26 protein-coding genes are annotated in these 23,154 nt (G+C 38.8%); 24 read left to right on the top strand and 2 right to left on the bottom strand.

What is annotated here, in order from left to right; translation table 11 throughout:
• The 15 genes from FIM66_RS05420 to FIM66_RS05350 form a co-directional block, all read left to right on the top strand.
• Positions 1 to 665, top strand: a 665-nt coding sequence (locus FIM66_RS05420) for an energy transducer TonB (RefSeq protein ID WP_120885351.1), incomplete at its 5' end; no start/stop codon positions are given.
• A 3-nt stretch (positions 666 to 668) separates the two neighbouring features.
• A complete protein-coding gene (gene pyrC / locus FIM66_RS05415; RefSeq protein WP_140549006.1) occupies positions 669 to 1,688 on the top strand; it encodes a dihydroorotase in 1,020 nt (339 codons plus the stop codon).
• Entirely contained in the window at positions 1,664 to 2,782 is a 1,119-nt protein-coding gene (locus tag FIM66_RS05410) for a 3-deoxy-d-manno-octulosonic acid hydrolase subunit 2 (RefSeq protein ID WP_140600168.1), read from the top strand. The genes pyrC and FIM66_RS05410 overlap by 25 nt, the downstream gene beginning before the upstream one ends.
• A gap of 6 nt (positions 2,783 to 2,788) precedes the next feature.
• Positions 2,789 to 3,340 carry a 3-deoxy-d-manno-octulosonic acid hydrolase subunit 1 gene (locus FIM66_RS05405; RefSeq protein ID WP_140600167.1) on the top strand — a complete coding sequence of 184 codons (552 nt, stop codon included), beginning with the start codon at positions 2,789 to 2,791 and terminating at the stop codon, positions 3,338 to 3,340.
• A gap of 5 nt (positions 3,341 to 3,345) precedes the next feature.
• Positions 3,346 to 5,382 carry an LTA synthase family protein gene (locus FIM66_RS05400; protein WP_140600166.1) on the top strand — a complete coding sequence of 679 codons (2,037 nt, stop codon included), beginning with the start codon at positions 3,346 to 3,348 and terminating at the stop codon, positions 5,380 to 5,382.
• A 78-nt stretch (positions 5,383 to 5,460) separates the two neighbouring features.
• Positions 5,461 to 6,333: a bifunctional methylenetetrahydrofolate dehydrogenase/methenyltetrahydrofolate cyclohydrolase FolD gene (gene folD, locus FIM66_RS05395; RefSeq protein WP_194149262.1), complete on the top strand. Its 873-nt coding sequence runs from the start codon at positions 5,461 to 5,463 to the stop codon at positions 6,331 to 6,333.
• On the top strand, positions 6,333 to 7,205 hold the full coding sequence (gene lepB, locus FIM66_RS05390) for a signal peptidase I (protein ID WP_140472644.1): 873 nt from the start codon (positions 6,333 to 6,335) through the stop codon (positions 7,203 to 7,205). Before folD ends, lepB begins: the two co-directional genes overlap by 1 nt.
• A 9-nt stretch (positions 7,206 to 7,214) precedes the next feature.
• Complete coding sequence (locus FIM66_RS05385; RefSeq protein WP_140500365.1) at positions 7,215 to 7,913, top strand: site-2 protease family protein; 699 nt, start codon at positions 7,215 to 7,217, stop codon at positions 7,911 to 7,913.
• 20 nt (positions 7,914 to 7,933) lie between these two features.
• On the top strand, positions 7,934 to 8,389 hold the full coding sequence (gene rpiB, locus FIM66_RS05380) for a ribose 5-phosphate isomerase B (protein WP_140490710.1): 456 nt from the start codon (positions 7,934 to 7,936) through the stop codon (positions 8,387 to 8,389).
• Positions 8,390 to 8,441: 52 nt separating this feature from the next.
• Positions 8,442 to 8,774: a hypothetical protein gene (locus FIM66_RS05375; protein WP_000495089.1), complete on the top strand. Its 333-nt coding sequence runs from the start codon at positions 8,442 to 8,444 to the stop codon at positions 8,772 to 8,774.
• Positions 8,775 to 8,831: 57 nt separating this feature from the next.
• Positions 8,832 to 9,371 carry an adenine phosphoribosyltransferase gene (gene apt / locus FIM66_RS05370; protein ID WP_001006106.1) on the top strand — a complete coding sequence of 180 codons (540 nt, stop codon included), beginning with the start codon at positions 8,832 to 8,834 and terminating at the stop codon, positions 9,369 to 9,371.
• A gap of 14 nt (positions 9,372 to 9,385) precedes the next feature.
• The gene (locus tag FIM66_RS05365) at positions 9,386 to 9,964 is read left to right on the top strand and encodes a DedA family protein (RefSeq protein ID WP_000393397.1); all 579 of its coding nucleotides are present in this window, start codon (positions 9,386 to 9,388) and stop codon (positions 9,962 to 9,964) included.
• A 47-nt stretch (positions 9,965 to 10,011) separates the two neighbouring features.
• On the top strand, positions 10,012 to 11,502 hold the full coding sequence (locus tag FIM66_RS05360) for a leucyl aminopeptidase (protein WP_140548288.1): 1,491 nt from the start codon (positions 10,012 to 10,014) through the stop codon (positions 11,500 to 11,502).
• 1 nt (position 11,503) lies between these two features.
• Positions 11,504 to 12,604, top strand: a complete 1,101-nt coding sequence (gene ychF, locus FIM66_RS05355) for a redox-regulated ATPase YchF (RefSeq protein ID WP_140478929.1) — start codon at positions 11,504 to 11,506, stop codon at positions 12,602 to 12,604.
• A 29-nt stretch (positions 12,605 to 12,633) separates the two neighbouring features.
• Entirely contained in the window at positions 12,634 to 13,506 is an 873-nt protein-coding gene (locus tag FIM66_RS05350) for a radical SAM/SPASM domain-containing protein (protein ID WP_194149261.1), read from the top strand.
• Between the two features lie 384 nt (positions 13,507 to 13,890).
• Here the strand turns inward: FIM66_RS05350 and FIM66_RS05345 are convergent, their stop codons facing one another.
• Positions 13,891 to 14,940 carry an AI-2E family transporter gene (locus FIM66_RS05345; protein WP_140600165.1) on the bottom strand — a complete coding sequence of 350 codons (1,050 nt, stop codon included), beginning with the start codon at positions 14,938 to 14,940 and terminating at the stop codon, positions 13,891 to 13,893.
• 115 nt (positions 14,941 to 15,055) lie between these two features.
• On the opposite strand from FIM66_RS05345, the gene dapF reads away from it, so the two are divergent.
• Together dapF and FIM66_RS05335 are read left to right on the top strand one after the other, a co-directional pair.
• Positions 15,056 to 15,877 carry a diaminopimelate epimerase gene (gene dapF, locus FIM66_RS05340; protein ID WP_140600164.1) on the top strand — a complete coding sequence of 274 codons (822 nt, stop codon included), beginning with the start codon at positions 15,056 to 15,058 and terminating at the stop codon, positions 15,875 to 15,877.
• Positions 15,878 to 15,973: 96 nt separating this feature from the next.
• Complete coding sequence (locus FIM66_RS05335) at positions 15,974 to 16,621, top strand: YkgB family protein (RefSeq protein WP_108399950.1); 648 nt, start codon at positions 15,974 to 15,976, stop codon at positions 16,619 to 16,621.
• Positions 16,622 to 16,644: 23 nt separating this feature from the next.
• On the opposite strand, the gene FIM66_RS05330 is transcribed toward FIM66_RS05335, so the two are convergent.
• The gene (locus tag FIM66_RS05330; RefSeq protein ID WP_139534571.1) at positions 16,645 to 16,890 is read right to left on the bottom strand and encodes a ribbon-helix-helix domain-containing protein; all 246 of its coding nucleotides are present in this window, start codon (positions 16,888 to 16,890) and stop codon (positions 16,645 to 16,647) included.
• A gap of 174 nt (positions 16,891 to 17,064) precedes the next feature.
• On the opposite strand from FIM66_RS05330, the gene FIM66_RS05325 reads away from it, so the two are divergent.
• The 7 genes from FIM66_RS05325 (at position 17,065) to FIM66_RS05295 (ending at position 23,093) form a co-directional block, all read left to right on the top strand.
• On the top strand, positions 17,065 to 18,315 hold the full coding sequence (locus FIM66_RS05325; protein ID WP_139533383.1) for a hypothetical protein: 1,251 nt from the start codon (positions 17,065 to 17,067) through the stop codon (positions 18,313 to 18,315).
• Between the two features lie 100 nt (positions 18,316 to 18,415).
• Entirely contained in the window at positions 18,416 to 18,628 is a 213-nt protein-coding gene (gene rpsU / locus FIM66_RS05320; RefSeq protein ID WP_140600163.1) for a 30S ribosomal protein S21, read from the top strand.
• 41 nt (positions 18,629 to 18,669) lie between these two features.
• The gene (gene fabG, locus FIM66_RS05315) at positions 18,670 to 19,413 is read left to right on the top strand and encodes a 3-oxoacyl-ACP reductase FabG (RefSeq protein WP_120917658.1); all 744 of its coding nucleotides are present in this window, start codon (positions 18,670 to 18,672) and stop codon (positions 19,411 to 19,413) included.
• Positions 19,414 to 19,642: 229 nt separating this feature from the next.
• Complete coding sequence (gene acpP, locus FIM66_RS05310) at positions 19,643 to 19,879, top strand: acyl carrier protein (protein ID WP_001163091.1); 237 nt, start codon at positions 19,643 to 19,645, stop codon at positions 19,877 to 19,879.
• Between the two features lie 104 nt (positions 19,880 to 19,983).
• Positions 19,984 to 21,222, top strand: a complete 1,239-nt coding sequence (locus FIM66_RS05305) for a beta-ketoacyl-ACP synthase II (protein ID WP_140548276.1) — start codon at positions 19,984 to 19,986, stop codon at positions 21,220 to 21,222.
• Positions 21,223 to 21,244: 22 nt separating this feature from the next.
• Entirely contained in the window at positions 21,245 to 22,183 is a 939-nt protein-coding gene (accA, locus tag FIM66_RS05300; protein ID WP_000312023.1) for an acetyl-CoA carboxylase carboxyl transferase subunit alpha, read from the top strand.
• 472 nt (positions 22,184 to 22,655) lie between these two features.
• Positions 22,656 to 23,093 (top strand): hypothetical protein, encoded by a 438-nt coding sequence (locus FIM66_RS05295; protein ID WP_140600162.1) that lies wholly within the window; start codon positions 22,656 to 22,658, stop codon positions 23,091 to 23,093.
• Positions 23,094 to 23,154: the final 61 nt, after the last annotated feature.

Genomic DNA, 23,154 nt, shown 5'->3' with positions numbered 1-23,154 from the left:
CACCCACACCCCCAACTCCGCCAACCCCACCAAAGCCTATAGAAAAGCCAAAGCCTGAGCCTAAACCAAAGCCCAAACCAGAACCCAAAAAGCCCAACCACAAACATAAGGCTCTTAAAAAAGTGGAAAAAGTGGAAGAGAAAAAAGTAGTAGAGGAGAAAAAAGAAGAGAAAAAAGTAGTAGAACAAAAAGTAGAACAGAAAAAAATAGAAGAGAAAAAACCTGTCAAAAAAGAATTTGACCCTAATCAGCTTTCTTTCTTGCCTAAAGAAGTTGCACCACCCAGACAAGAAAATAATAAAGGTTTGGATAACCAAACCAGGAGGGATATTGATGAATTGTATGGCGAAGAATTTGGGGATTTAGGCACAGCCGAAAAAGATTTCATCAGGAATAATTTAAGGGATATCGGGCGCATCACGCAAAAATATTTAGAATACCCTCAAGTGGCGGCTTATTTAGGGCAAGACGGGACGAATGCGGTAGAGTTTTACTTGCACCCTAATGGCGATATTAGCGATCTTAAAATCATCATTGGCTCTGAATATAAAATGCTTGATGACAACACCTTAAAGACCATTCAGATCGCTTATAAGGATTACCCACGCCCCAAAACTAAAACCCTCATTCGCATTAGAGTGCGTTATTACTTAGGAGGCAATTAAAAAATGGAAATCACGCTTTTTGATCCCATAGACGCCCACTTGCATGTGCGAGAAAACGCACTTTTAAAAGCGGTGTTAAAATATTCTAGCGAGCCTTTTAGCGCTGCGGTGATCATGCCTAATCTCAGTAAGCCCTTGATTGACACTCCAACCACCCTTGAATACGAAGAAGAAATTTTAAAACATTCTTCAAATTTCAAGCCTTTAATGAGTTTGTATTTTAATGATGGCTTGACTTTAATAGAATTGCAACACGCCCAAGAAAAAGGCGTCAGGTTTTTAAAACTCTACCCCAAAGGCATGACCACAAACGCGCAAAACGGCACTTCGGATTTGTTGGGTGAAAAAACTTTAGAGATTTTAGAAAACGCCCAAAAATTAGGCTTTATTTTGTGTATCCATGCAGAACAAGCCGGGTTTTGTTTGGATAAAGAATTTTTATGCCATAGCGTTTTAGAAACTTTCGCCCTTTCATTCCCTAAACTCAAAATCATTATAGAACATTTGAGCGATTGGCGCAGTATCGCTTTAATTGAAAAACATGACAACCTCTATGCGACTTTAACTTTACACCATATCAGCATGACTTTAGATGATTTATTAGGGTGGAGTTTGAACCCGCATTGTTTTTGCAAACCCTTAATCAAAACCAAAAAAGACCAAGAAAGGCTTTTATCCCTTGCTTTAAAAGCCCACCCTAAAATCTCTTTTGGCTCTGATAGCGCCCCGCATTTTGTCTCTAAAAAGCATAGCACTAACATCCCGGCAGGCATTTTTTCTGCCCCTATTTTGCTGCCTGCGTTGTGCGAACTTTTTGAAAAACACAACGCTTTAGAAAACTTGCAAGCCTTTATCAGCGATAACGCTAAAAAAATCTATGCGCTAGACAATCTACCCAGTAAAAAAGCGCGTTTGTCTAAAACACCCTTTATGATCCCTACGCACGCGCTTTGTTTGAGTGAAAAAATCGCTATCTTAAGAGGGGGCGAAACGCTATCTTGGAACCTTCAAGAAATCGCCTAAAACATGCCGCCTTTTTCGTGGGGCTTTTTATCGTTTTATTTTTAATTATAATGACGCATCAAACCCCCCCCTATGCTTTTACGCACAATCAAACCCTTTCAACCCAAAATCCCCCCTATTTCACACAGCTCACCATCCCTAAACCAAATGACGCTTTAAGCGTGCATGCGAGCGCTTTAATCAGCTTGCCTAACAACAATCTTTTGAGCGCTTATTTCAGCGGCACTAAAGAAGGGGCAAAAGATGTGAAAATCAGCGCGAATCTTTTTGATGGCAAGACTAATCGCTGGAGCGAAGCCTTCATTCTTTTAACCAAAGAAGAGCTTTCTCATTATTCGCATGAATACATCAAAAAACTAGGTAACCCCTTGCTTTTTTTGCATGATGATAAAATTTTGTTGTTTGTCGTAGGGGTGAGCATGGGTGGGTGGGCCACTTCTAAAATCTATCAATTTGAAAGCGCTTTAGAGCCGATTCATTTTAAATTTGCGCGAAAACTCTCTTTAAGCCCTTTTTTAAACTTAAGCCATTTGGTAAGGAATAAGCCTTTAAACACCACTGATGGCGGGTTTATGCTACCGCTTTATCACGAATTAGCCACCCAATACCCCTTATTGTTAAAATTTGACAAACACAATAACCCAAGAGAGCTTTTAAGGCCTAATGCCCTAAACCACCAGCTCCAGCCAAGCCTAACCCCCTTTAAAGATTGCGCCATCATGGCGTTTAGAAACCATTCTTTTAAAGATAGTCTCATGCTAGAAACCTGTAAAACCCCTACCGCTTGGCAAAAACCCATGCTTACGAATTTGAAAAACTTGAATGACGCTTTGAATTTGATCAATTTAAACGAAGAATTGTATTTGATCCACAACCCTAGTGATTCATCTTTGCGTCGTAAAGAACTCTTGCTTTCTAAATTAGAAAACTCCAACTCGTTTAAAACCTTAAAAGTTTTAGACAAAGCCAATGAAGTGAGTTACCCAAGCTATAGCTTTAATCCTCGTTTTATAGATATTGTCTATACCTATAACCGCTCTCATATCAAACACATCCGTTTTAATATGGCTTATTTAAAATCCCTTCTCAAGTGATTAACGATGTTTATATCTTCTTACACACTGAGTTTTGCATGGCTTTTTTTAATTTTCTTTTTTTTCAAAAATAAGCCATTGGGTTTGAGGTTTTCGCTCTCTTTTATAAGCGTGATTTTAAGCAATATCGCTTTTAAAGACTCTCTATCGCTCAACGCCTTTTTAAGCAGTTTTACAGCCCCCTTAAGCCCCTTTAGCTGTCTTTTGATCCTTGCTTATACGCTCTTTTCTTGCCGCCTTCTTCAAAAGCCCCCTTTAGAAACCTTGCAATCTTATAGCGTCATGCTGTTTTTCAATCTGTTGCTTTTGATAGACATTTTAGGGTTTTTGCCTTTTTCAATTTATCATCATTTCATGGCTTCTCTTATTTTTAGCGCGCTTTTTTGCATCAGTTTGTTTTTGAGCAGCCCCTTATTAGGCATGATCGCTTTAGTAGCGTTATCCAGTTCGCTTTTGATGCGTTCTAATTTTCAAATATTAGATTCTTTATTGGATTTCCCCTTGCTTCTTTTTGTCTTTTTTAAGACTTTATATCTTGTTAAAAAAAGGTTGTATTAACACTCATGAAATCCCTATCCCATGCCCTTTTTTCGCTCTTTTTAAAAGGTTTCTATTTCACCTTTTTTATGAGCTTGTTGTTTGTGTTTAATCGTATCGGCTTTATCCTTTATACAGGCTATTATAAGCATGCTTTAAAAAACCCTATTTTTGATGAAATCATCAAAACCCTATTCAATGGAGCAAGATACGATAATCGTGTGGTTTCAAGCTTGGCGATTCTTTTTATCATCATTGGGTTATTGGGGTTATTTGCCCCTAAACACCAAATTAAAATGCTTAATATTACGGCGTATTTTTCTATCGCTATTATCCTGTTTTTAAATATTGCAAACATTGTTTATTATGGCATTTATGGGAATGTGTTTGATGAAAATTTATTGGAATTTTTGCATGAAGACACGCTCACGATTTTAAAAATGAGCACGGAATACCCTATTTTTTCTAGTTTTTCACTCTTTGTGATCCTTAGCGTTTTAATCTCTTTTATCTATTTCAAACTCCAAAACGCCCTTTTTAAACCCAAAAATGTGTATCAAGCCGCCCGCACCAAACCCCTTAAAACTTTCATTTTATTTGCGCTTTTTTCCCTCACGCAAATGTTTTACATTAACGCGCAATTGAGTTTTGTGGGTGCGTCTTTAGATCTCAGCATAGAGCCAGCCAAAGATCCTTTTTTAATGAAAATTACCCCCGGGGCGTTTCGTAACCTTTATCTTTTAGCGCGCAATTACAGACAAAGCCATAACCTTAAATTCAGCAATTTTGCTAAAGGATCGCCCCTAGAAGTGGCGAAAAATTATTTCAATCTTAAAGAAAACCCCCAAAACAACCTCTATGAGTTGCTAACTCAGACAAGCCGCAACAATTCCAATCAAACCATTCAACATGTTTTTTATATCGTTTCAGAGTCTTTGAGTTCATGGCATTTTGATCCAAAATTTGACGCTATAGGGCTAACGAGCGCTTTACAAGATTTGGTTAAAAAAGAGCATGCCTACATGCTTTCTGCTTTTATTGAAAGCGCCCCACGGACCGTTAAAAGCCTGGATGTCCAAATCACAGGCTTGCCTTATATCAATGATAATAATTTAGTCAATTCAGGAGTGATTCTTAAAAGCTTTCCTATGGCGATTGGCAATATCACAAAAACTCTGGGTTATAAAAACAACTTTTATTATGGGGGTAGTGGGATTTGGAACAAACTAACCAGTTTCACCAAAAAACAAGGTTTTCATGCCCTTTATTTCAATAACCATCTCTTAGAATTTGCCAAAAACAAGCCCTACCCTAAGCCCATAGAGAGCAACTGGGGAGTGCATGATAATATTTTATTTGACTATATTTTAGAAAACACCAACCCCAATGAAAAAACTTTCAGCATGGTCATGACTTTAAGCAATCATGCGATCAAAAATGTGAATCTCAAAGCCTTTGGCGTGCCTTTAGAAAAAATCCAAAAATTTGTGGAAAAAACCCCCAAATCAGAAAATCTACCGGATGCTAATTCTTTAGGGCATATTTACTGGTATGACAAAGTAATAGTCAATTTCATCAAAAAAGCCAGCCAAAAATTCCCTAACTCGCTTTTTATCATCACAGGAGATCACTTTGACAGGAGCTATGAATACGCTAAAAACGATTTATATACCATTAAATCCGTGCCGCTTATTTTATATGCCCCTACTTTAAAGCCTAAAAAAATCAGTCAGGTCGGATCGCATTTAGACATCGCCCCTACGATTATTGAATTAGTCGCCCCTAAAGGCTTTCAATTCGTGAGTTTTGGGAAGCCTTTATTTTCTAACAACACAACAAACCCCCCAAGCCACCCCAATTATGCGCTAGGCTATGAAGCGATCGCTACCAAAGATTATTTTTATAACCCGAGTTTGGGGTTAAGGTATTTGAACGAAAGCCCTAAAGAGCAAGAGGATAAACAAAACGACAAAACAGAAGCTTCTAAATTTTACCAGCAATTAGAATCCTTAAAAGCCCTTAGTTTCTACTTGCTCTATCATGGGGCTAATCTTAAAGATTGACAAACTGGGTTTTTATTCCCTTAAACGCATGATTTTTGCTACAATAATAGGATTTTAATTGATAAAGGACAAATAGGCATGCCAAATAGGGGCGTTGTTTTATTAGACGGGCAAGCGCTAGCTTATAATATAGAAAAAGATTTGAAAAATAAAATCCAAATAATAACCGCGCAAACGCATAAACGCCCCAAACTAGCCGTGATTTTAGTGGGAAAAGACCCTGCGAGTATCACTTATGTCAATATGAAGATCAAAGCATGCCAAAGGGTGGGCATGGATTTTGATTTAAAAACCCTCCAAGAAAATATTACTGAAGCCGAATTGCTGTCCTTCATTAAAGATTACAATATCGATCAAAACATTTCAGGCGTTTTAGTCCAGCTCCCTTTGCCCAGACACATTGATTCTAAAATGGTTTTAGAAGCCATTGACCCAAACAAAGATGTGGATGGTTTCCACCCCCTTAATATCGGCAAACTCTGCACCCAAAAAGAATCGTTTCTGCCAGCTACCCCTATGGGCGTGATGCGTCTTTTAAAGCATTATCATATTGAAATCAAGGGCAAGGATGTGGCGGTTATTGGGGCGAGCAATATCATTGGAAAGCCTTTGAGCATGCTCATGTTAAACGCTGGGGCTAGCGTGAGCGTGTGCCATATTTTGACTAAAGACATTAGTTTTTACACCCAAAACGCTGATATCGTCTGCGTGGGCGTGGGTAAGCCTGATTTGATTAAAGCGAGCATGTTAAAAAAAGGGGCTGTAGTGGTGGATATTGGGATCAATCATTTGAATGATGGGCGTATCGTGGGCGATGTGGATTTTACAAATGCGCAAAAAGTGGCCGGTTTTATCACCCCTGTGCCTAAAGGTGTGGGACCTATGACGATCGTTTCGCTTTTAGAAAACACTCTAATCGCTTTTGAAAAACAACAAAGGAAGGGATTTTAATGAAATTTTTACGCTCTGTTTATGCGTTTTGCTCCAGTTGGGTGGGGACGATCATTATCGTGCTGTTGGTTATCTTTTTTATCGCGCAAGCCTTTATCATTCCCTCTCGCTCTATGGTAGGCACGCTCTATGAGGGCGACATGCTCTTTGTCAAAAAATTTTCTTACGGCATACCCATTCCTAAAATCCCATGGATTGAGCTTCCTGTTATGCCTGATTTTAAAAATAACGGGCATTTGATAGAGGGGGATCGCCCCAAGCGCGGCGAAGTGGTGGTGTTTATCCCTCCCCATGAAAAAAAATCTTACTATGTCAAAAGGAATTTTGCCATTGGGGGCGATGAGGTGTTATTCACTAATGAGGGGTTTTATTTGCACCCTTTTGAGAGCGACACGGACAAAACTTACATCGCTAAACATTACCCAGATGCTATGACTAAAGAATTTATGGGTAAAATTTTTGTTTTAAACCCTTATAAAAGTAAGCATCCGGGTATCCATTACCAAAAGGACAATGAAACCTTCCACTTAATGGAGCAGTTAGCCACTCAAGGCGCGGAAGCTAATATCAGCATGCAACTCATTCAAATGGAGGGCGAAAAGGTGTTTTATAAGAAAATCAATGACGATGAATTTTTCATGATCGGCGATAACAGAGACAATTCTAGCGACTCGCGCTTTTGGGGGAGTGTGGCTTATAAAAACATCGTGGGTTCGCCATGGTTTGTTTATTTCAGTTTGAGTTTAAAAAATAGCCTGGAAATGGATGCAGAAAATAACCCCAAAAAACGCTATCTGGTACGTTGGGAGCGCATGTTTAAAAGCGTTGAAGGTTTAGAAAAAATCATTAAAAAAGAAAAAGCAACGCATTAAGGTTTTTTTGTGCAATTTTTTGATTTCTCTTTAGAAAGTTTTATCACCACCTTAATGAAAATCCTAACCCTTTTAATCGCTATCATAGGGCATGAGATCATGCATGGCTTGAGCGCGTTTTTATTTGGGGACAGGAGCGCAAAAGACGCCAATCGTTTGAGTTTAAACCCTATCAGGCATTTAGACATGATGGGATCGGTGCTTTTACCGGCTTTATTACTCATTTTTCAAGCCCCCTTTTTGTTTGGGTGGGCTAAGCCCGTACCTGTGGATATGCGCTACATTGTTTCTCAAAAAGGCTCTCTGGCATGCGTAGTGGTGAGTTTAGCCGGGGTGGCTTATAATTTCACCCTAGCCGTTCTGCTCGCTTTCATTACGCATTTGAGCTTCCAAAAACTAGGGATCAACACTTTGAGTATTAATGAATTGAATCTTTATCAGCTCGCTTTAGTAACCTTTCTCATTCAAGGCGTTCTTTATAATCTTGTCCTAGGCGTTTTCAATAGCCTCCCTATCCCACCCTTAGACGGCTCCAAAGCGTTAGGCTTTTTAGCGTTGCATTTTAAAAGCGCGTTTTTATTGGAATGGTTTTCTAAAATGGAACGCTACGGCTTTTTGGTAGTGTTTATCTTTTTGTTTATCCCCCCTTTATCGGAGTTTTTTATCCATGCGCCCACAAGATTTTTATTTTCCTTACTCCTTTCTTAATCTTTTATCAAGGAGAGTTGATGAATAAGCCCTTAAAGTCTTCTCAAGTTTTTATAGGCAGCGATCATGCGGGGTTGCGTCTTGCAGAGTTTGTTAAACATTTTTTAGAAGACAAGGATTTTAAGATCCAAGCTTTCTTACCCGCTATGAGAGTGGATTACCCTGATTACGCCAAATTAGTGTGCCAAAAGGTCTTAGAAAACCCGCAAAGTTATGGTATTTTAGTGTGCGCTACAGGGATAGGCATGAGCATGGGCGCTAATCGTTTTAAGGGTATTAGAGCCGCCTTGTGCCTTGATGCTTACATGGCTAAAATGACTCGCTTGCACAATAACGCTAATGTCTTGTGTTTGGGCGAAAAGATTAGTGGTATTGGCGTGGTGGGAAGCATTTTAGAAGCGTTTTTCTCTACAGAATTTGAACAAGGCCGTCATGTATTGCGCATCCAAAAACTAGATGAATCGCTGAAATCATAAACCTAATGTAGTATAATTACATCGTTTCGCTAAAAAGGATATTTTAATAGGCATGTTCACCCAATGGTTTATCATCACTATCGCTATTGTTTTTATCCTTTATATGGGTGTGCGTACTTTCTTTTTTAAAACCGTGGCTAAACGGCAAGAACGCACCAACGCATCCATGAAGCTCACCTTACAAGAAGCTGAAATTTTGATCCAAAAACACCAGTTGCAACTCCAAAGGGCTTTAGGCAATATTGATATTCTTACCCAAGAAATGAGCTCGTTAAAAACAGAACTAAAAGCCCTTAAACAGCGCAACTCTGAATACAAAGGCGAATCGGATAAATATAAAAATCGTATTAAAGAATTGGAGCAAAAAATAGAAGCTCTCCTTTAAAAACGCTATAATAAATCAAAATTCTACAACCAATCAGTTATATTAAAGGATATTAAAATGAATGAAACGCTCAAAGAAGAACTTTTACAAAGCATCAGAGAGGTGAAAGACTACCCTAAAAAAGGGATTTTATTCAAAGACATTACCACGCTACTCAACTACCCCAAACTCTTTAACAAACTCATTGACGCGCTCAAAAAACGCTATCTCGCTCTCAATATAGACTTTATCGTGGGCATTGAAGCGAGAGGGTTTATTTTAGGCTCTGCTTTAGCTTATGCGCTTGGGGTGGGTTTTGTGCCTGTGAGGAAAAAAGGCAAACTCCCCGCGCACACCCTGTCTCAAAGCTACAGCCTAGAATACGGGAGCGACAGCATAGAAATCCACTCTGACGCTTTTAGGGGAATTAAGGGGGTAAGGGTGGTGTTGATTGATGATTTATTAGCCACTGGAGGCACAGCTTTAGCGAGCCTTGAGCTTATCAAAGCCCTACAAGCCGAATGCATAGAAGCATGCTTTTTGATAGGGTTAAAAGAATTACCGGGTATCCAACTTTTAGAAGAACGCGTGAAAACCTTTTGTTTGTTAGAATGCTAGGATAAGGGTGAATTTTGGAAGAATACATCATTGATTTGTGGAATCAGCATGCAGCGACTTGGGGGTATCTCATTTTATTTGGGTGGAGCATTTTAGAAGGCGAAATTGGGTTAATTTTAGCAGGGATTGCCAGCTATACCGGTCATATGCATTTAGGGTTAGCCATTTTAGTCGCAGGGATTGGGGGTTTTGTGGGGGATCAGATCTATTTTTACATCGGGCGCACCAATAAAGCTTACATCCAAAAAAAGCTAGAAAAACAGCGCCGAAAACTAGCCCTAGCCCATTTATTGTTGCAAAAACACGGCTGGTTTATCATTTTTATCCAACGCTACATGTATGGCATGCGCACCATCATTCCCATTAGCATAGGCCTCACGCGCTATAGCGCTTTAAAATTCGCTATCATCAATCTCATTAGCGCGATGGTGTGGGCGAGCATTACCATTATTCTGGCGTGGTGTTTGGGAGAAGAATTATTGCATGCGTTAGAGTGGCTTAAAAAACACCCTTATGCGCTAATATTACTATTAGTATCTTTCTTGGCGTTAGTGCTATGGTATTTCCAATACTATAGTAAGAAAAACCGCTAGAGTGCAATACAATTCTTGAAAGATATGAAATTAAAAAAGGAGACTTTATGTTAAAAATCAAATTAGAAAAAACCACTTTTGAAAACGCAAAAGCTGAATGCGGTTTAGTTTTTATTATCAATAAGGATTTTGATCACGCTTGGGTCAAAAATAAAGAATTGCTAGAAACCTTTAAATACGAAGGCGAAGGCGCGTTTTTAGACCAAGAAAATAAAATCTTGTATGTGGGCGTTAAAGAATACGATGTGCATTTATTGAGAGAGAGTGCGTGTTTAGCCGTTCGCACCCTTAAAAAACTCGCTTTTAAAAGCGTTAAAGTGGGGGTTTATACTTGCAAAACGCTTGCTAAAGATAACGCGCTTTTAGAAAACTTGAAAGCGTTGTTTTTGGGCTTGAAATTAGGCTTGTATGAATACGACACTTTTAAATCCAACAAAAAAGAAAGCGTTTTAAAAGAAGCGGTTGTCGCTTTAGAATTGCACAAACCTTGCGAAAAAACTTGCGCGAATTCTTTAGAAAAGAGCGCTAAAGAAGCGTTAAAATACGCTGAAATCATGACAGAAAGCTTGAATATCGTTAGGGATTTGGTCAATACCCCCCCTATGATTGCTACTCCGGTTTATATGGCTGAAGTGGCGCAAAAAGTGGCTAAAGAAAACCATTTAGAAATCCATGTTCATGATGAAAAATTTTTAGAAGAAAAGAAAATGAACGCCTTTTTGGCGGTCAATAAAGCCTCTCTTGGCGTCAATCCTCCTCGCTTGATCCATTTAGTCTATAAGCCTAAAAAAGCGAAGAAAAAAATCGCTTTAGTGGGTAAGGGCTTGACTTATGATTGTGGGGGTTTGAGCTTGAAACCGGCCGATTACATGGTTACCATGAAAGCGGATAAAGGCGGTGGCTCTGCGGTGATTGGGCTTTTAAACGCGTTAGCCAAACTAGGCGTGGAGGCTGAAGTGCATGGCATTATTGGGGCTACAGAAAACATGATAGGCCCGGCTGCTTATAAACCAGATGATATTTTGATCTCTAAAGAAGGCAAGAGCATAGAAGTGCGTAATACCGACGCTGAAGGGCGTTTGGTTTTAGCGGATTGTTTGAGCTACGCTCAAGATTTAAACCCTGATGTGATCGTGGATTTTGCGACCCTTACTGGGGCATGCGTTGTAGGCTTAGGCGAATTCACTTCAGCGATCATGGGGCATAATGAAGAGTTAAAAAATCTCTTTGAAACTTCAGGGTTAGAATCCGGCGAATTGTTAGCCAAACTCCCCTTTAACCGCCATTTAAAGAAATTGATTGAATCTAAAATCGCTGATGTGTGCAATATTTCTTCTTCACGCTATGGCGGTGCGATCACAGCTGGCTTGTTTTTAAATGAATTTATTAGAGATGAATTTAAAGACAAATGGCTACACATTGACATTGCAGGCCCTGCTTATGTGGAAAAAGAATGGGATGTGAATAGCTTTGGAGCGAGTGGGGCTGGCGTGAGAGCTTGCACAGCTTTTGTGGAAGAGCTTTTGAAAAAGGCTTGAAATGGGCTTGTCTGTAGGCATTGTGGGTTTGCCTAATGTGGGCAAATCCAGCACCTTTAACGCGCTCACTAAAACCCAAAACGCCCAAAGTGCGAACTACCCTTTTTGCACCATTGAACCCAATAAAGCCATCGTGAATGTGCCTGATAGACGGCTTGATGCGTTGGCTCAAATCGTAAAGCCTGAACGCATTTTGCATTCTGTGGTGGAATTTGTGGATATTGCTGGGTTGATTAAGGGAGCGAGCAAAGGGGAGGGTTTAGGCAATCAGTTTTTAGCCAATATCAAGGAATGCGAAGTGATCTTGCAAGTGGTGCGCTGTTTTGAAGATGACAATATCACGCATGTAAACGATAAAATTGATCCTCTAAATGATATAGAGACCATTGAATTGGAGTTGATTTTAGCGGATATTGCCACTTTAGACAAAAGGATCGATCGCTTGCAAAAAGCCCTAAAAAGCTCAAAAGACGCTAAAAATCTTTTAGAATGCGCTTTGAGTTTAAAAATGCATTTAGAAGAATTAAAGCCGGCGAAAACTTTTCCCTTGAATGCAAGCGAGGCTTTTTTAGAATTGGACAAGGAATTGCGTTTTTTATCTCATAAAAAAATGATCTATGTTGCTAATGTGGGCGAAGAATATTTAAACGCCCTCAGTGAGCATGCTAAAAAAGTCAAAAACCATGCGAAAGCCCAAAATAGCGAGTTTGTTGCCTTGTGTGCTAAATTAGAAGAAGAAATGGTTTCTATGAGTGAAGATGAAGTCAAAGAATTTTTGCAAAGTTTGGGCGTAGAAGAAAGCGGGCTAGAAAAAACCATTCGTTTGAGTTTTAAGGAATTAGGCTTGATCAATTATTTTACCGCTGGAGTCAAGGAAGTGCGATCATGGACGATTAAAAAAGGCTCTAGCGCGCCTGTGGCTGCTGGGGTGATCCATAAGGATTTTGAAAAAGGCTTCATTAGAGCTGAAACCATCAGTTATGATGATTTTATCGCTTATAAGGGCGAAGCCGGAGCGAAAGAAAAGGGAGTGTTACGCATTGAAGGTAAGGATTATATCGTTCAAGATGGCGATGTGTTGCATTTTCGCTTCAATGTCTAGTTCTCTTCGTTACTATTTTCTCATAAGAATTGACACCCAACAAGAAACTTTTTAAAAAAATCTATATAGAGTTAAGCGATATTTGCGGGTTGCAATGCAGTTTTTGCCCTAACCCTAAAAATATCAGAGGCGTGATGCCTTTGGAATTATTTGAAAAAGTTTGCAAAGAAGTGGCCCCCTTAACCCCAATTATCACCTTGCATGTCTTAGGCGATCCTTGCAAGCTCAAAAATTTAAACCGCTATTTAAGCACCGCTAAACGCTTTTCTTTGAAAGTGGATTTGGTTACTAGCGGGGTGTATTTGCACAATTTTGAGACGCTTTTACAAGATATAATCTATCAAATCTCTATTTCTTTGGACGCAGGGCTAGATAATCACAACAAAATCAACCAGCACCGCTACATCCAAAAGATTTTAGAATTTTGCCGCTACAAATGTGAAAAAAATAGCGAAGTGTTTTTGAATTTACGCATTCAAGACAGCACCCTTGACAAACATCAGAATTTGATCAAGCCTTTTTTAGAAAGCTTTGAATGTGTTTCTTTAGAAGGCTTAAAAACGCAAGGTTGCGCTCGTTTGTTTAAAAAAAGTTTTTTGAATATCCAAAAAACCTTTAAATGGCCGAATTTGAACGCCCCAAATCCTTTAAACCAGAAATCAAAAATCCCCTATTGTTACGGCCTAATCAAGCAAGTCGCTATTTTATCTAATGGCGTTGTCGTGCCGTGCTGCATGGACACGCAAGCTAATATCAACCTTGGCGATTTAAACCATATGCCCCTAAAAGATATTTTAAAGAGCCAAAAAGCTATGGCTATCAAAACCCATTTTTTAAAGGGCGAAGCGTTAGAACTCTTATGCAAAAACTGCTCCTACCCTTTGATCCGCTACAAAAAATGAAACCACTCCCTTAGGGATTAGCCCTGCTTATTCCTTGAAAAGGCTGTTATTTTTAGCGCGTTTTGTAATCCTTTTAATAGCTCATTAGTCATTGGTTTTGCAATTGTGGTGGCGTTTAGTTCTCTTCAGTAATAAACAGCGATTAAAAACTTTTACTCTTTATATTCTTATCTTTTATGTTTGGGTTGGTACCGATAGAATTGTCAAAAATTTAAAGGTTAATATGGTAGGATGAGCAAGAGAGCTTAAAGAATTAAGGTCCTTTTCTTTTGTAATAGCTTGCGGGGTCGGAAAAATCGTGGGCTTCTCTTGATGCCATTCAAAAACACTAATTGACCCCACTCTTTGATTTCCACGCTTTTTAGTTGTTTTGCGTTATTTCATTCAACACTCGCATGCTTTTTGCTCATTTTGAATAAAGTAATTTTCATACAATCGCAGTAACGCAATAAAAAACGCCGTGATAGTAGGCCCTACAATAATCCCCCAAAAACCAAATTGTGAAATCCCAGCAATCATGGAAAAGAAAATCAGCATTTCATTGATTTTAAGGGTGGTTTTAAAGATTCTTTTTTTGATGAAGACGATTAAAATTGGCTTGATCACGCTATCAATCAACACGCTAATCAATAAAATGGAATACAAAGCGATAAAAATAGCCTCATTCACATTCCCATGATAAAGCTCATAAATCGCTATAGGGATCCAAATCAAAGCCCCCCCAACAGCCGGCACCAAAGACGCTAGGCCGTATAAAATCCCTAAAGACCAGCCGTCATGCCCAAACCATACGATCATCACCCCAAACGCCACGCCCTCTAAAATAACCGTGATGAGAGAAGTTAAAAGCACGATGCGTAAAATCCCAGCCACTTCTTCAAAAATCTTTTTGCTTTGATTCATTCCAAGAGGCAAGACCCCTAAAAAATAACGATAAAATCTCTCCCCGTAATAAAAAAAGAAAAACAACAGCCCCAAGATAAACAAAGCGTCTGTAATGAGTTTCAAGCTGTATCTTCCCACATAGCTGCTTATTTTCAACAAATAACCCGTGATTGAAGCGGCACTAAAATTTTCTAAAAACTTGCTCGCTCCATCATGAATGGCAGGAAAATGCGACAAATTTTCGGTGATTGTCCCCTTAAGCCATTTGATTAGGGCTGAAAATTTTTCAAAATTGATTTCAAAAATGATATTAGAACTTTTATAAACAATAAAATACAACGGCACGATCAAAACGCTCGCTAAAATTAAAACGCATAAAAACGAACTGACAACATTGAAAAAACGCTTATCTAGAAAAACTTTCACTTGAAAAAATCCCACGCACAAAAGCCCAGCAATCAGCACATCCATTAAAAAATCTTGATACAAATAGATCATCCAATAAAAACCAATCAAAAAAAGAATCCAAAAGAAATACTGAGCTTTCATGAAATTATCCCCATTAAAACTGAACCAAAAATTATCAAATGTTAGCTAAAAAACGCTCTTTTAAGGATAAAAAACCTCTTTTAACTTATAATTAAAATCAAAAAGGCTTATATAGATGGTGTTTTACAAATATTCAGGGAGCGGGAATGATTTTTTAATCACGCAAAGCTTCAAAAAAAAAGATTTTTCCAATTTAGCCCAACAGGTGTGCCATAGGCATGAGGGTTTTGGGGCTGATGGGCTTGTGGTCGTCTTACCGAGTAAAGATTATGACTACGAATGGGATTTTTACAATTCAGACGGCTCTAAAGCTGGCATGTGCGGGAATGCGAGCCGTTGCGTGGGGTTATTTGCTTACCAACATGCTATAGCCTCTAAAAACCATGTTTTTTTAGCCGGAAAAAGAGAGATTTCTATTCGCATAGAAGAGCCCAATATTATAGAGAGCAATCTTGGTAACTACAAAATCCTAGGCACCATACCCACCTTAAGATGCGAAAAATTTTTTTCAAGCGACAGCGTTTTAGAAAATATCCCTACTTTCTATCTCATAGATACAGGAGTGCCGCATTTAGTGGGATTTGTGAAAAATAAAGAGGGGTTAAATTCCCTTAATGCGCTGGAATTAAGGGCTTTAAGGCATGAGTTTAACGCTAATATTAACATCGCTTTTATAGAAAATAAAGAGACGATTTTTTTACAAACTTATGAAAGAGGGGTTGAAGATTTCACGCTGGCTTGCGGGACAGGCATGGCGGCGGTTTTTATCACCGCGCACACTTTTTATAACACGCCTAAAAAAGCCGCTCTCATCCCTAAAAGCAACGAATCTTTAGAGCTTTCTTTAAAAAATGATGAAATTTTTTATAAAGGTGCGGTGCGTTATATTGGCATGAATGTTTTGGGCATGAGTGTTTTTGATCGTTATTTCTTGTAATAGTGATCAAAATGATTTTGTCGTAATTAAACATAATGCGCTATCATTTCTAGGCTGTTTTTAGCAATATAAAAAATATCCTAAAGGAATAAAACCATGCAAGCGTTAAAATCATTGCTTGAAGTGATTACAAAACTTCAAAATTTAGGCGGCTATTTGATGCATATAGCTATTTTCATCATTTTTATTTGGATCGGAGGGCTTAAGTTTGTGCCGTATGAAGCCGAAGGGATCGCTCCTTTTGTGGCTAACTCCCCTTTCTTTTCTTTCATGTATAAATTTGAAAAACCCGCATACAAACAACACAAAATGTCTGAATCCCAGTCTATGCAAGAAGAAATGCAAGATAACCCTAAAATCGTTGAAAACAAAGAATGGCATAAGGAAAACCACACTTATTTAGTGGCTGAAGCTTTAGGGATCACGATTATGATCCTAGGTATTTTGGTGCTTTTAGGGCTTTGGATGCCTTTAATGGGCGTGATTGGGGGCTTGCTTGTCGCTGGAATGACGATCACGACTCTATCCTTTTTATTCACAACGCCAGAAGTGTTTGTCAATCAGCATTTCCCATGGCTTTCTGGGGCTGGAAGGTTAGTGGTTAAAGACTTGGCGTTATTTGCTGGAGGCTTGTTTGTGGCCGGATTTGATGCGAAACGCTATTTGGAGGGTAAAGGGTTTTGCCTGATGGATCGCTCATCGGTGGGGATTAAAACTAAATGCTCTAGCGGGTGTTGCTCTTAAAGAACGAACGCCTTAAAGTAGGCTTAAAGCCTACTAGAAGAATCACAATTAACAGGAAGATCTTGGTTAGTGCCTTTTTTATAAATGATTGTTTTTAAAATGTGGCGTTTGACAAAGGAATTGACGCTTTCTACTTCTTCATCCGCTAGTCGTCTTAAAACATCATGCTCTTCTTTAGAGAGATAAAAAGTAACTGAAAAATTGCGTTTCAACTCATCTACAGCGACACGCTTACGACCGGGTTTTATATTTTTATTTCCTAATTCCATTAAAATTTCCTTTTTTAGTTAGTATGTAATGTAACATCATGACGGCTATTCTAACATGAAATAAGCGCTATTTTATATTAAATCTAAAGAAAAATATTTTTAGATGTGCTAGAATACCCATTGGTTACAAGATAAGCTTGTTTATCAAAAATAATGATGGCATAGGGGCAACAAGTGGCAATAAACACCTTTTTAAAACATTCTTTTCTGGTCTGTTTGTTAGCGGTTAATTCTTACGCTTTTGATTGGAACATTTTTAAATACAATTTGGGTTTCAATATGTTTATCATGGACCATGAAGGATCAACGCCTTATTGGGTCAATACTAACACCAATCTTAAAACCCGTTTGACTCCAAATTTTGGGATCCAATTTTATACAAAAGGTGTGGAGCAAAGCCTTACTGTGGGGGCGTATTTTTTTCAAAACTTCCATAACTACAGCACTAATTTTCCCTACCGCTGGGGGCCTACTATGTATTATAAGGCTAGGGGGAAGCGTTTTACTTTTTATGGAGGGATTTTTCCCAGGAAAAACCTCTTAGGAAGGTATGGTTTGAATATTTTTGCCCCTTATTATTGGTTTATAGATCCCAACGCTAGAGGGTTTTTATTGCAATTTCAAAACCATTATTCGCCTTCAAAACCCTATTATGGGCATGCGGAGTTCATGCTAGATTGGTTTGGAGGCAATTGTTACAACACTTGCAAATTCGGGAGAAACCCTTATGGGAACGCAATGGACAGGTTTCAAATGAACGGCTCTGTCGCTTATAATTTCTTTAAGGATTTATTGGGTATTGGAGGGTATTTTGTCTTGTTCCATAATGAAGACAAATACCTTTTGAATGGGGCTGATGGCATGCAGTTTAATGAAAAAAAAGCGATTGACAACAATAATATTTATCTTATGGATCGCCTCTACTTTAACGCTTACATAGGGACAAGCCTTTTAGACATCGCCCCCTTTATGGAAAAGCTCAACGCCAGTTTTGGCATGGTTTCTGAATCAAGCCGATTAAGGCAAATCCACAAAAATGTGCCTTTTATGAACAGCGTGGGCGGGCAATTTGATGTGGAGATCCAATACAAAGGCTTTGGCATCCACAATTTATTTTTCTTCGCCAAGACCCCAGAGATGCCTTTTTATAACCAATACCAGTATGTTGAAATGTATTGCACGCCTTCGTATTGCCCCACGCCTATTTATCGTGGCGTGCCATTCTTTCAAGCGAACATGTATAATCGTTTTGATTTTTATTATAACTGGAAAAACGACTTCGCATCGGTCCGCATCAACTTCGTGCTTAATGCGATGCGTGGGGGCTTTGATAGGAGCTTGCCTTGGTCAGAATCTTACCAAGTGTATATGACGGTCGCCTTTGATCCTTATAACCTTATTAACAAAATTGCTAGAAAAAAGTGAAAATTCTTGACAACCAGTTAATTCGTCTTATATAATGCTGTTTCATTTGCAGCCATTGTTAAGCAATGATTTTAAGCTATGGAAAAGAGGTGATAGCAGTATGCCAGGGATTAAGGTTAGAGAAGGCGATGCGTTTGATGAAGCTTGTAGGAGATTCAAAAAACAAACCGATCGCAATTTGGTGGTAACAGAATGCCGTGCAAGGAGATTCTTTGAGTCTAAAACCGAAAAACGCAAAAAACAAAAAATCAGCGCTAAAAAGAAAGTTTTGAAGCGTCTTTATATGTTAAGGCGTTATGAGTCAAGACTATAATAAGCTTTGAGAAAAATTTAAAAATTAAGGATTATTGAATAATGCAATTCACAGGGAAAAATGTTCTCATTACCGGGGCTTCTAAAGGCATTGGGGCTGAAATCGCCAAAACTCTCGCTTCTATGGGGCTGAAAGTTTGGATCAATTACCGCAGCAATGCTGAAGTGGCTGACGCTTTGAAAAATGAGCTTGAAGAAAAAGGCTATAAAGCGGCTGTCATTAAATTTGATGCGACTTCTGAAAGCGATTTTGTTGAAGCGATACAAACCATTGTCCAAAGCGATGGGGGTTTGTCTTACTTGGTGAATAACGCCGGTGTGGTACGCGATAAATTAGCGATCAAAATGAAAACAGAAGATTTTCACCATGTCATAGAAAATAACCTTACTTCAGCTTTTATAGGTTGCAGAGAGGCTTTAAAGGTGATGAGTAAGAGTCGTTTTGGGAGCGTGGTTAATGTCGCTTCTATCATTGGTGAAAGAGGCAATATGGGGCAGACAAACTACTCAGCGAGTAAGGGGGGGATGATTGCGATGAGCAAGTCCTTTGCTTATGAGGGAGCTTTAAGGAATATTCGTTTCAACTGTGTAACGCCAGGCTTTATAGAAACCGACATGAACGCTAATTTGAAAGACGAACTCAAAGCGGATTATGTTAAAAACATTCCTTTAAACAGGCTAGGGTCTGCTAAAGAAGTGGCAGAAGCGGTAGCGTTTCTTTTGAGTGATCACTCTAGTTACATCACTGGAGAGACTCTCAAAGTCAATGGCGGGCTTTATATGTAGTCCTAAACAAAGGGTTCTTTTAGCGATAAAAGTTTGTAAGTAGCAAAAATCATGCTAACATTATGAGGTTATTCTAAAACAAAGAGGTTATTATCAAATGGGGATTATTTACTTAATATTGTTTCTCATTGTAATTTATTTGTTGTATAGGATTTTAGATGTTTTGGAGCAAAAATAAACGCTCCAATAATGATTGATTTAATTTTTACAAAACAAGGGAGTTTTAATTATGGCTTTATTTGAAGATATTCAGGCAGTTATTGCTGAGCAGTTGAATGTGGATGCGGCACAAGTTACGCCAGAGGCGGAATTTGTGAAGGATTTGGGTGCGGACTCTTTAGATGTCGTGGAATTAATCATGGCGTTAGAAGAAAAGTTTGGCATTGAGATTCCTGATGAACAAGCGGAAAAAATCGTCAATGTGGGCGATGTGGTGAAGTATATTGAGGATAATAAACTAGCTTAATCTTTTTAACTTGGAGCGTCTGTCTCCAAGTTTTAGTCAAAAATTTAGCTTTAGCTAAAAATCTAGTTTTATTGAATTAAAGTTTTTGAAATGAGGAGCTATTGGTGCGTCGGATTGTAGTAACTGGAATGGGAATGATCAATTCGCTAGGTTTAAATAAAGAAGATTCTTTTTTAGCGATCGCTAAAGGGGAATGCGGTATCAAGAACATAGAAAGTTTTGATGCAAGTGCGTTTCCTGTGCGTATTGCTGGAGAAATCACTGACTTTGACCCTACAGAGGTGATGAATCCCAAAGATGTTAAAAAGGCGGGTCGTTTCATTCAATTAGCCTTGAAAGCCACAAGAGAGGCGATGAAAGATAGTGGGATTTTAGACGCTCACAATAGATGCCCTGAAGAATTGGCAAACCGCATGGGCGTAAGCTCTGGCTCTGGGATTGGCGGGTTAGGCAATATTGAAGCGAATTCCATTTTTTGTTTTGAAAAAGGCCCTAGAAAAGTTAATCCCTTTTTCATCACTTCTGCGTTAGTGAATATGATTGGTGGTTTCACTTCCATTGAGTTTGGTATTAAAGGGCCTAATCTCTCTAGCGTAACGGCTTGTGCAGCAGGCACTCATGCCATCATTGAAGCGGTTAAAACCATTTTGCTTAATGGGGCTGACAAAATGCTAGTCGTGGGAGCGGAATCCACCATTTGTCCTGTAGGGATTGGGGGGTTTGCGAGCATTAAAGCCCTTTCTACAAGGAATGATGATCCCAAAAAAGCTTCAAGACCTTTTGATAAGGATCGCAATGGTTTTGTGATGGGCGAAGGCGCTGGGGCTTTGGTGCTTGAAGAATACGAGAGCGCGAAAAAAAGAGGGGCAAAAATTTATGCAGAATTTGCCGGGTATGGCGAGAGCGGCGATGCTAACCATATCACAGCCCCAGCCCCTGAGGGCGAAGGGGCTTTTAGAGCCATGAAAATGGCTTTGGAAATGGCGAAAGTGGAAGTAGGCTATGTGAACGCTCATGGGACAAGCACGCATTATAATGATTGGTATGAAAGCATCGCTCTAAAAAATGTGTTTGGCTCTAAAGAAAAAGTCCCTCCTGTTAGCTCCACTAAAGGGCAGATTGGGCATTGCTTGGGCGCTGCGGGCGCGTTAGAAGCCGTTATTTCTATCATGGCCATGAATCAAGGAATCTTACCTCCTACCATCAATCAAGAAACGCCTGACCCAGAATGCGATCTGGATTATATCCCTAATACGGCCAAAGAAAAACAAGTGGATGCAGTGATGAGTAACTCATTTGGTTTTGGTGGCACTAATGGTGTTGTGATTTTCAAAAAAGCCTAGTTTTATAAAGTTAGGATTTTGAATGGCCGTTTATTTAGATTTTGAAAATCATATTAAAGAGATTCAAAATGAAATTGAATTAGCCCTTATTAGAGGCGATGAGGACGCTAAAGAAATCTTAGAAAAAAGATTGGATAAGGAAGTTAAAAGCATTTATTCCAATCTCACTGATTTTCAAAAACTCCAATTAGCAAGACACCCTGACAGACCCTACGCTATGGATTACATTGATCTCATCTTAAAAGATAAGTATGAAGTCTTTGGGGATAGGCACTATAACGATGATAAAGCGATCGTGTGTTTTATAGGGAAAATTGATAATGTTCCGGTTGTGGTGATCGGAGAAGAAAAAGGCAGAGGGACTAAAAACAAGCTCTTAAGAAATTTTGGCATGCCTAACCCTTGTGGCTATCGTAAAGCTTTGAAAATGGCGAAATTTGCTGAAAAATTTAATTTGCCTATTTTAATGCTTGTAGATACAGCCGGGGCGTATCCGGGGATTGGTGCAGAGGAAAGAGGCCAGAGTGAAGCGATCGCTAAAAACCTCCAAGAGTTCGCTTCTTTAAAAGTCCCTACTATTTCTGTAATTATCGGTGAAGGGGGCAGTGGTGGTGCACTAGCGATTGCGGTAGCTGACAAGTTGGCTATGATGGAATATTCCATTTTTAGCGTTATATCCCCAGAAGGTTGTGCAGCGATTCTTTGGGATGACCCTAGCAAGACTGAAGTGGCTATTAAAGCGATGAAAATCACGCCTAGAGACTTAAAGGAGGCGGGGCTTATTGATGATATTATCTTAGAGCCTAGCAAAGGGGCTCATAGAGACAAATTTTCAGCGGCTAACACGATCAAAGAGTATTTTTTAGACGCTCTAAGGACTATCCAACAAGACCCTCATTTCCTTGACAACCGCTATCAAAAATTGATGTCGCTTGGCTCGTTTGTGGAGAGCATGAATTAGATCTATAAAAAACTTTGCCTTAATGAAATCTTGATAATTGGTTCTTTAACTTTTAAAATTGTGTGTTTAAACTTTATTTTAAACTCATTCTCTTAAAGAAATAAGGGGTGTTTTGAAATCATTCTCCCCCTACAACTAAAATCCCCCCTAAAGAACGCTTTAAAAAATACCGCTTGAATAAAATCAAACTCTCTACTATCCAATCTTAAAAAATGCAATATTTTTTTATAACCAACGCTCAATAAAAACAAAGCCGAATTTTTCACGACTTGCTATCATTTTAGAAAAAAGCGAATATTTTACATAGTTTGTATAATAATATAAAAAACATCATTGTGTTACCAATCTGCTATCTCTCCTTTTGTTTGAATATAAAAAGACAATTATCATGATCAGAGTATTGAATGAAAGCATTCTTATTTTACAATACAAAAGTTAGGTCTAATGGTATTTTAAAAAAGAAAGAAATCCCATGGTTATATATGAAAAAATCAAAAGCCGCTTTTCTAGGAATTGGTCTTTAAGGAATAGGGGCAGGCATTTTGCATCTTCAAGCGTGTATTTTTTCTCACTTTTTGTCATTACAGCGGTTAATAGAAGTAGTGCAGTTGATTGGTTATTGATGCCTGAACATTTGATTTGGTGGTTTTTGATTTCTTTTAGTGGGGAATTTGTAGCAGACATGGCGTTTGGCAAAAAAAGTAAAATCTTTAAAACCCGCTTTGGAATTTCTATTGTGAGCGGCGTTTCACTATTGCTTGGCACTTTACCAGTGCATTTATTTTTTGTATGGTTTGGTTTTATTAATTGGTGGGCTGTCCTTTTTATAGAAGCGGGATCTGGTCTATTGGTGGGCTGTGTGATACAAAAGATTTTTTTTGGTAAATATTGGGTGGATCGCTATTATTAAGGCCCTCTTTTTTTAAGCCTGAAAGCGGATTTTCTTATATTCCAATCAATTGGATAAGGGT

Origin of the sequence: Helicobacter pylori (genome assembly GCF_006439795.1) — a bacterium.
Taxonomy (GTDB): Bacteria; Campylobacterota; Campylobacteria; order Campylobacterales; family Helicobacteraceae; genus Helicobacter; species Helicobacter pylori_CR.
Note: the sequence above shows the minus strand (reverse complement) of the source record. Positions and strands in the feature narration are given on the sequence as shown.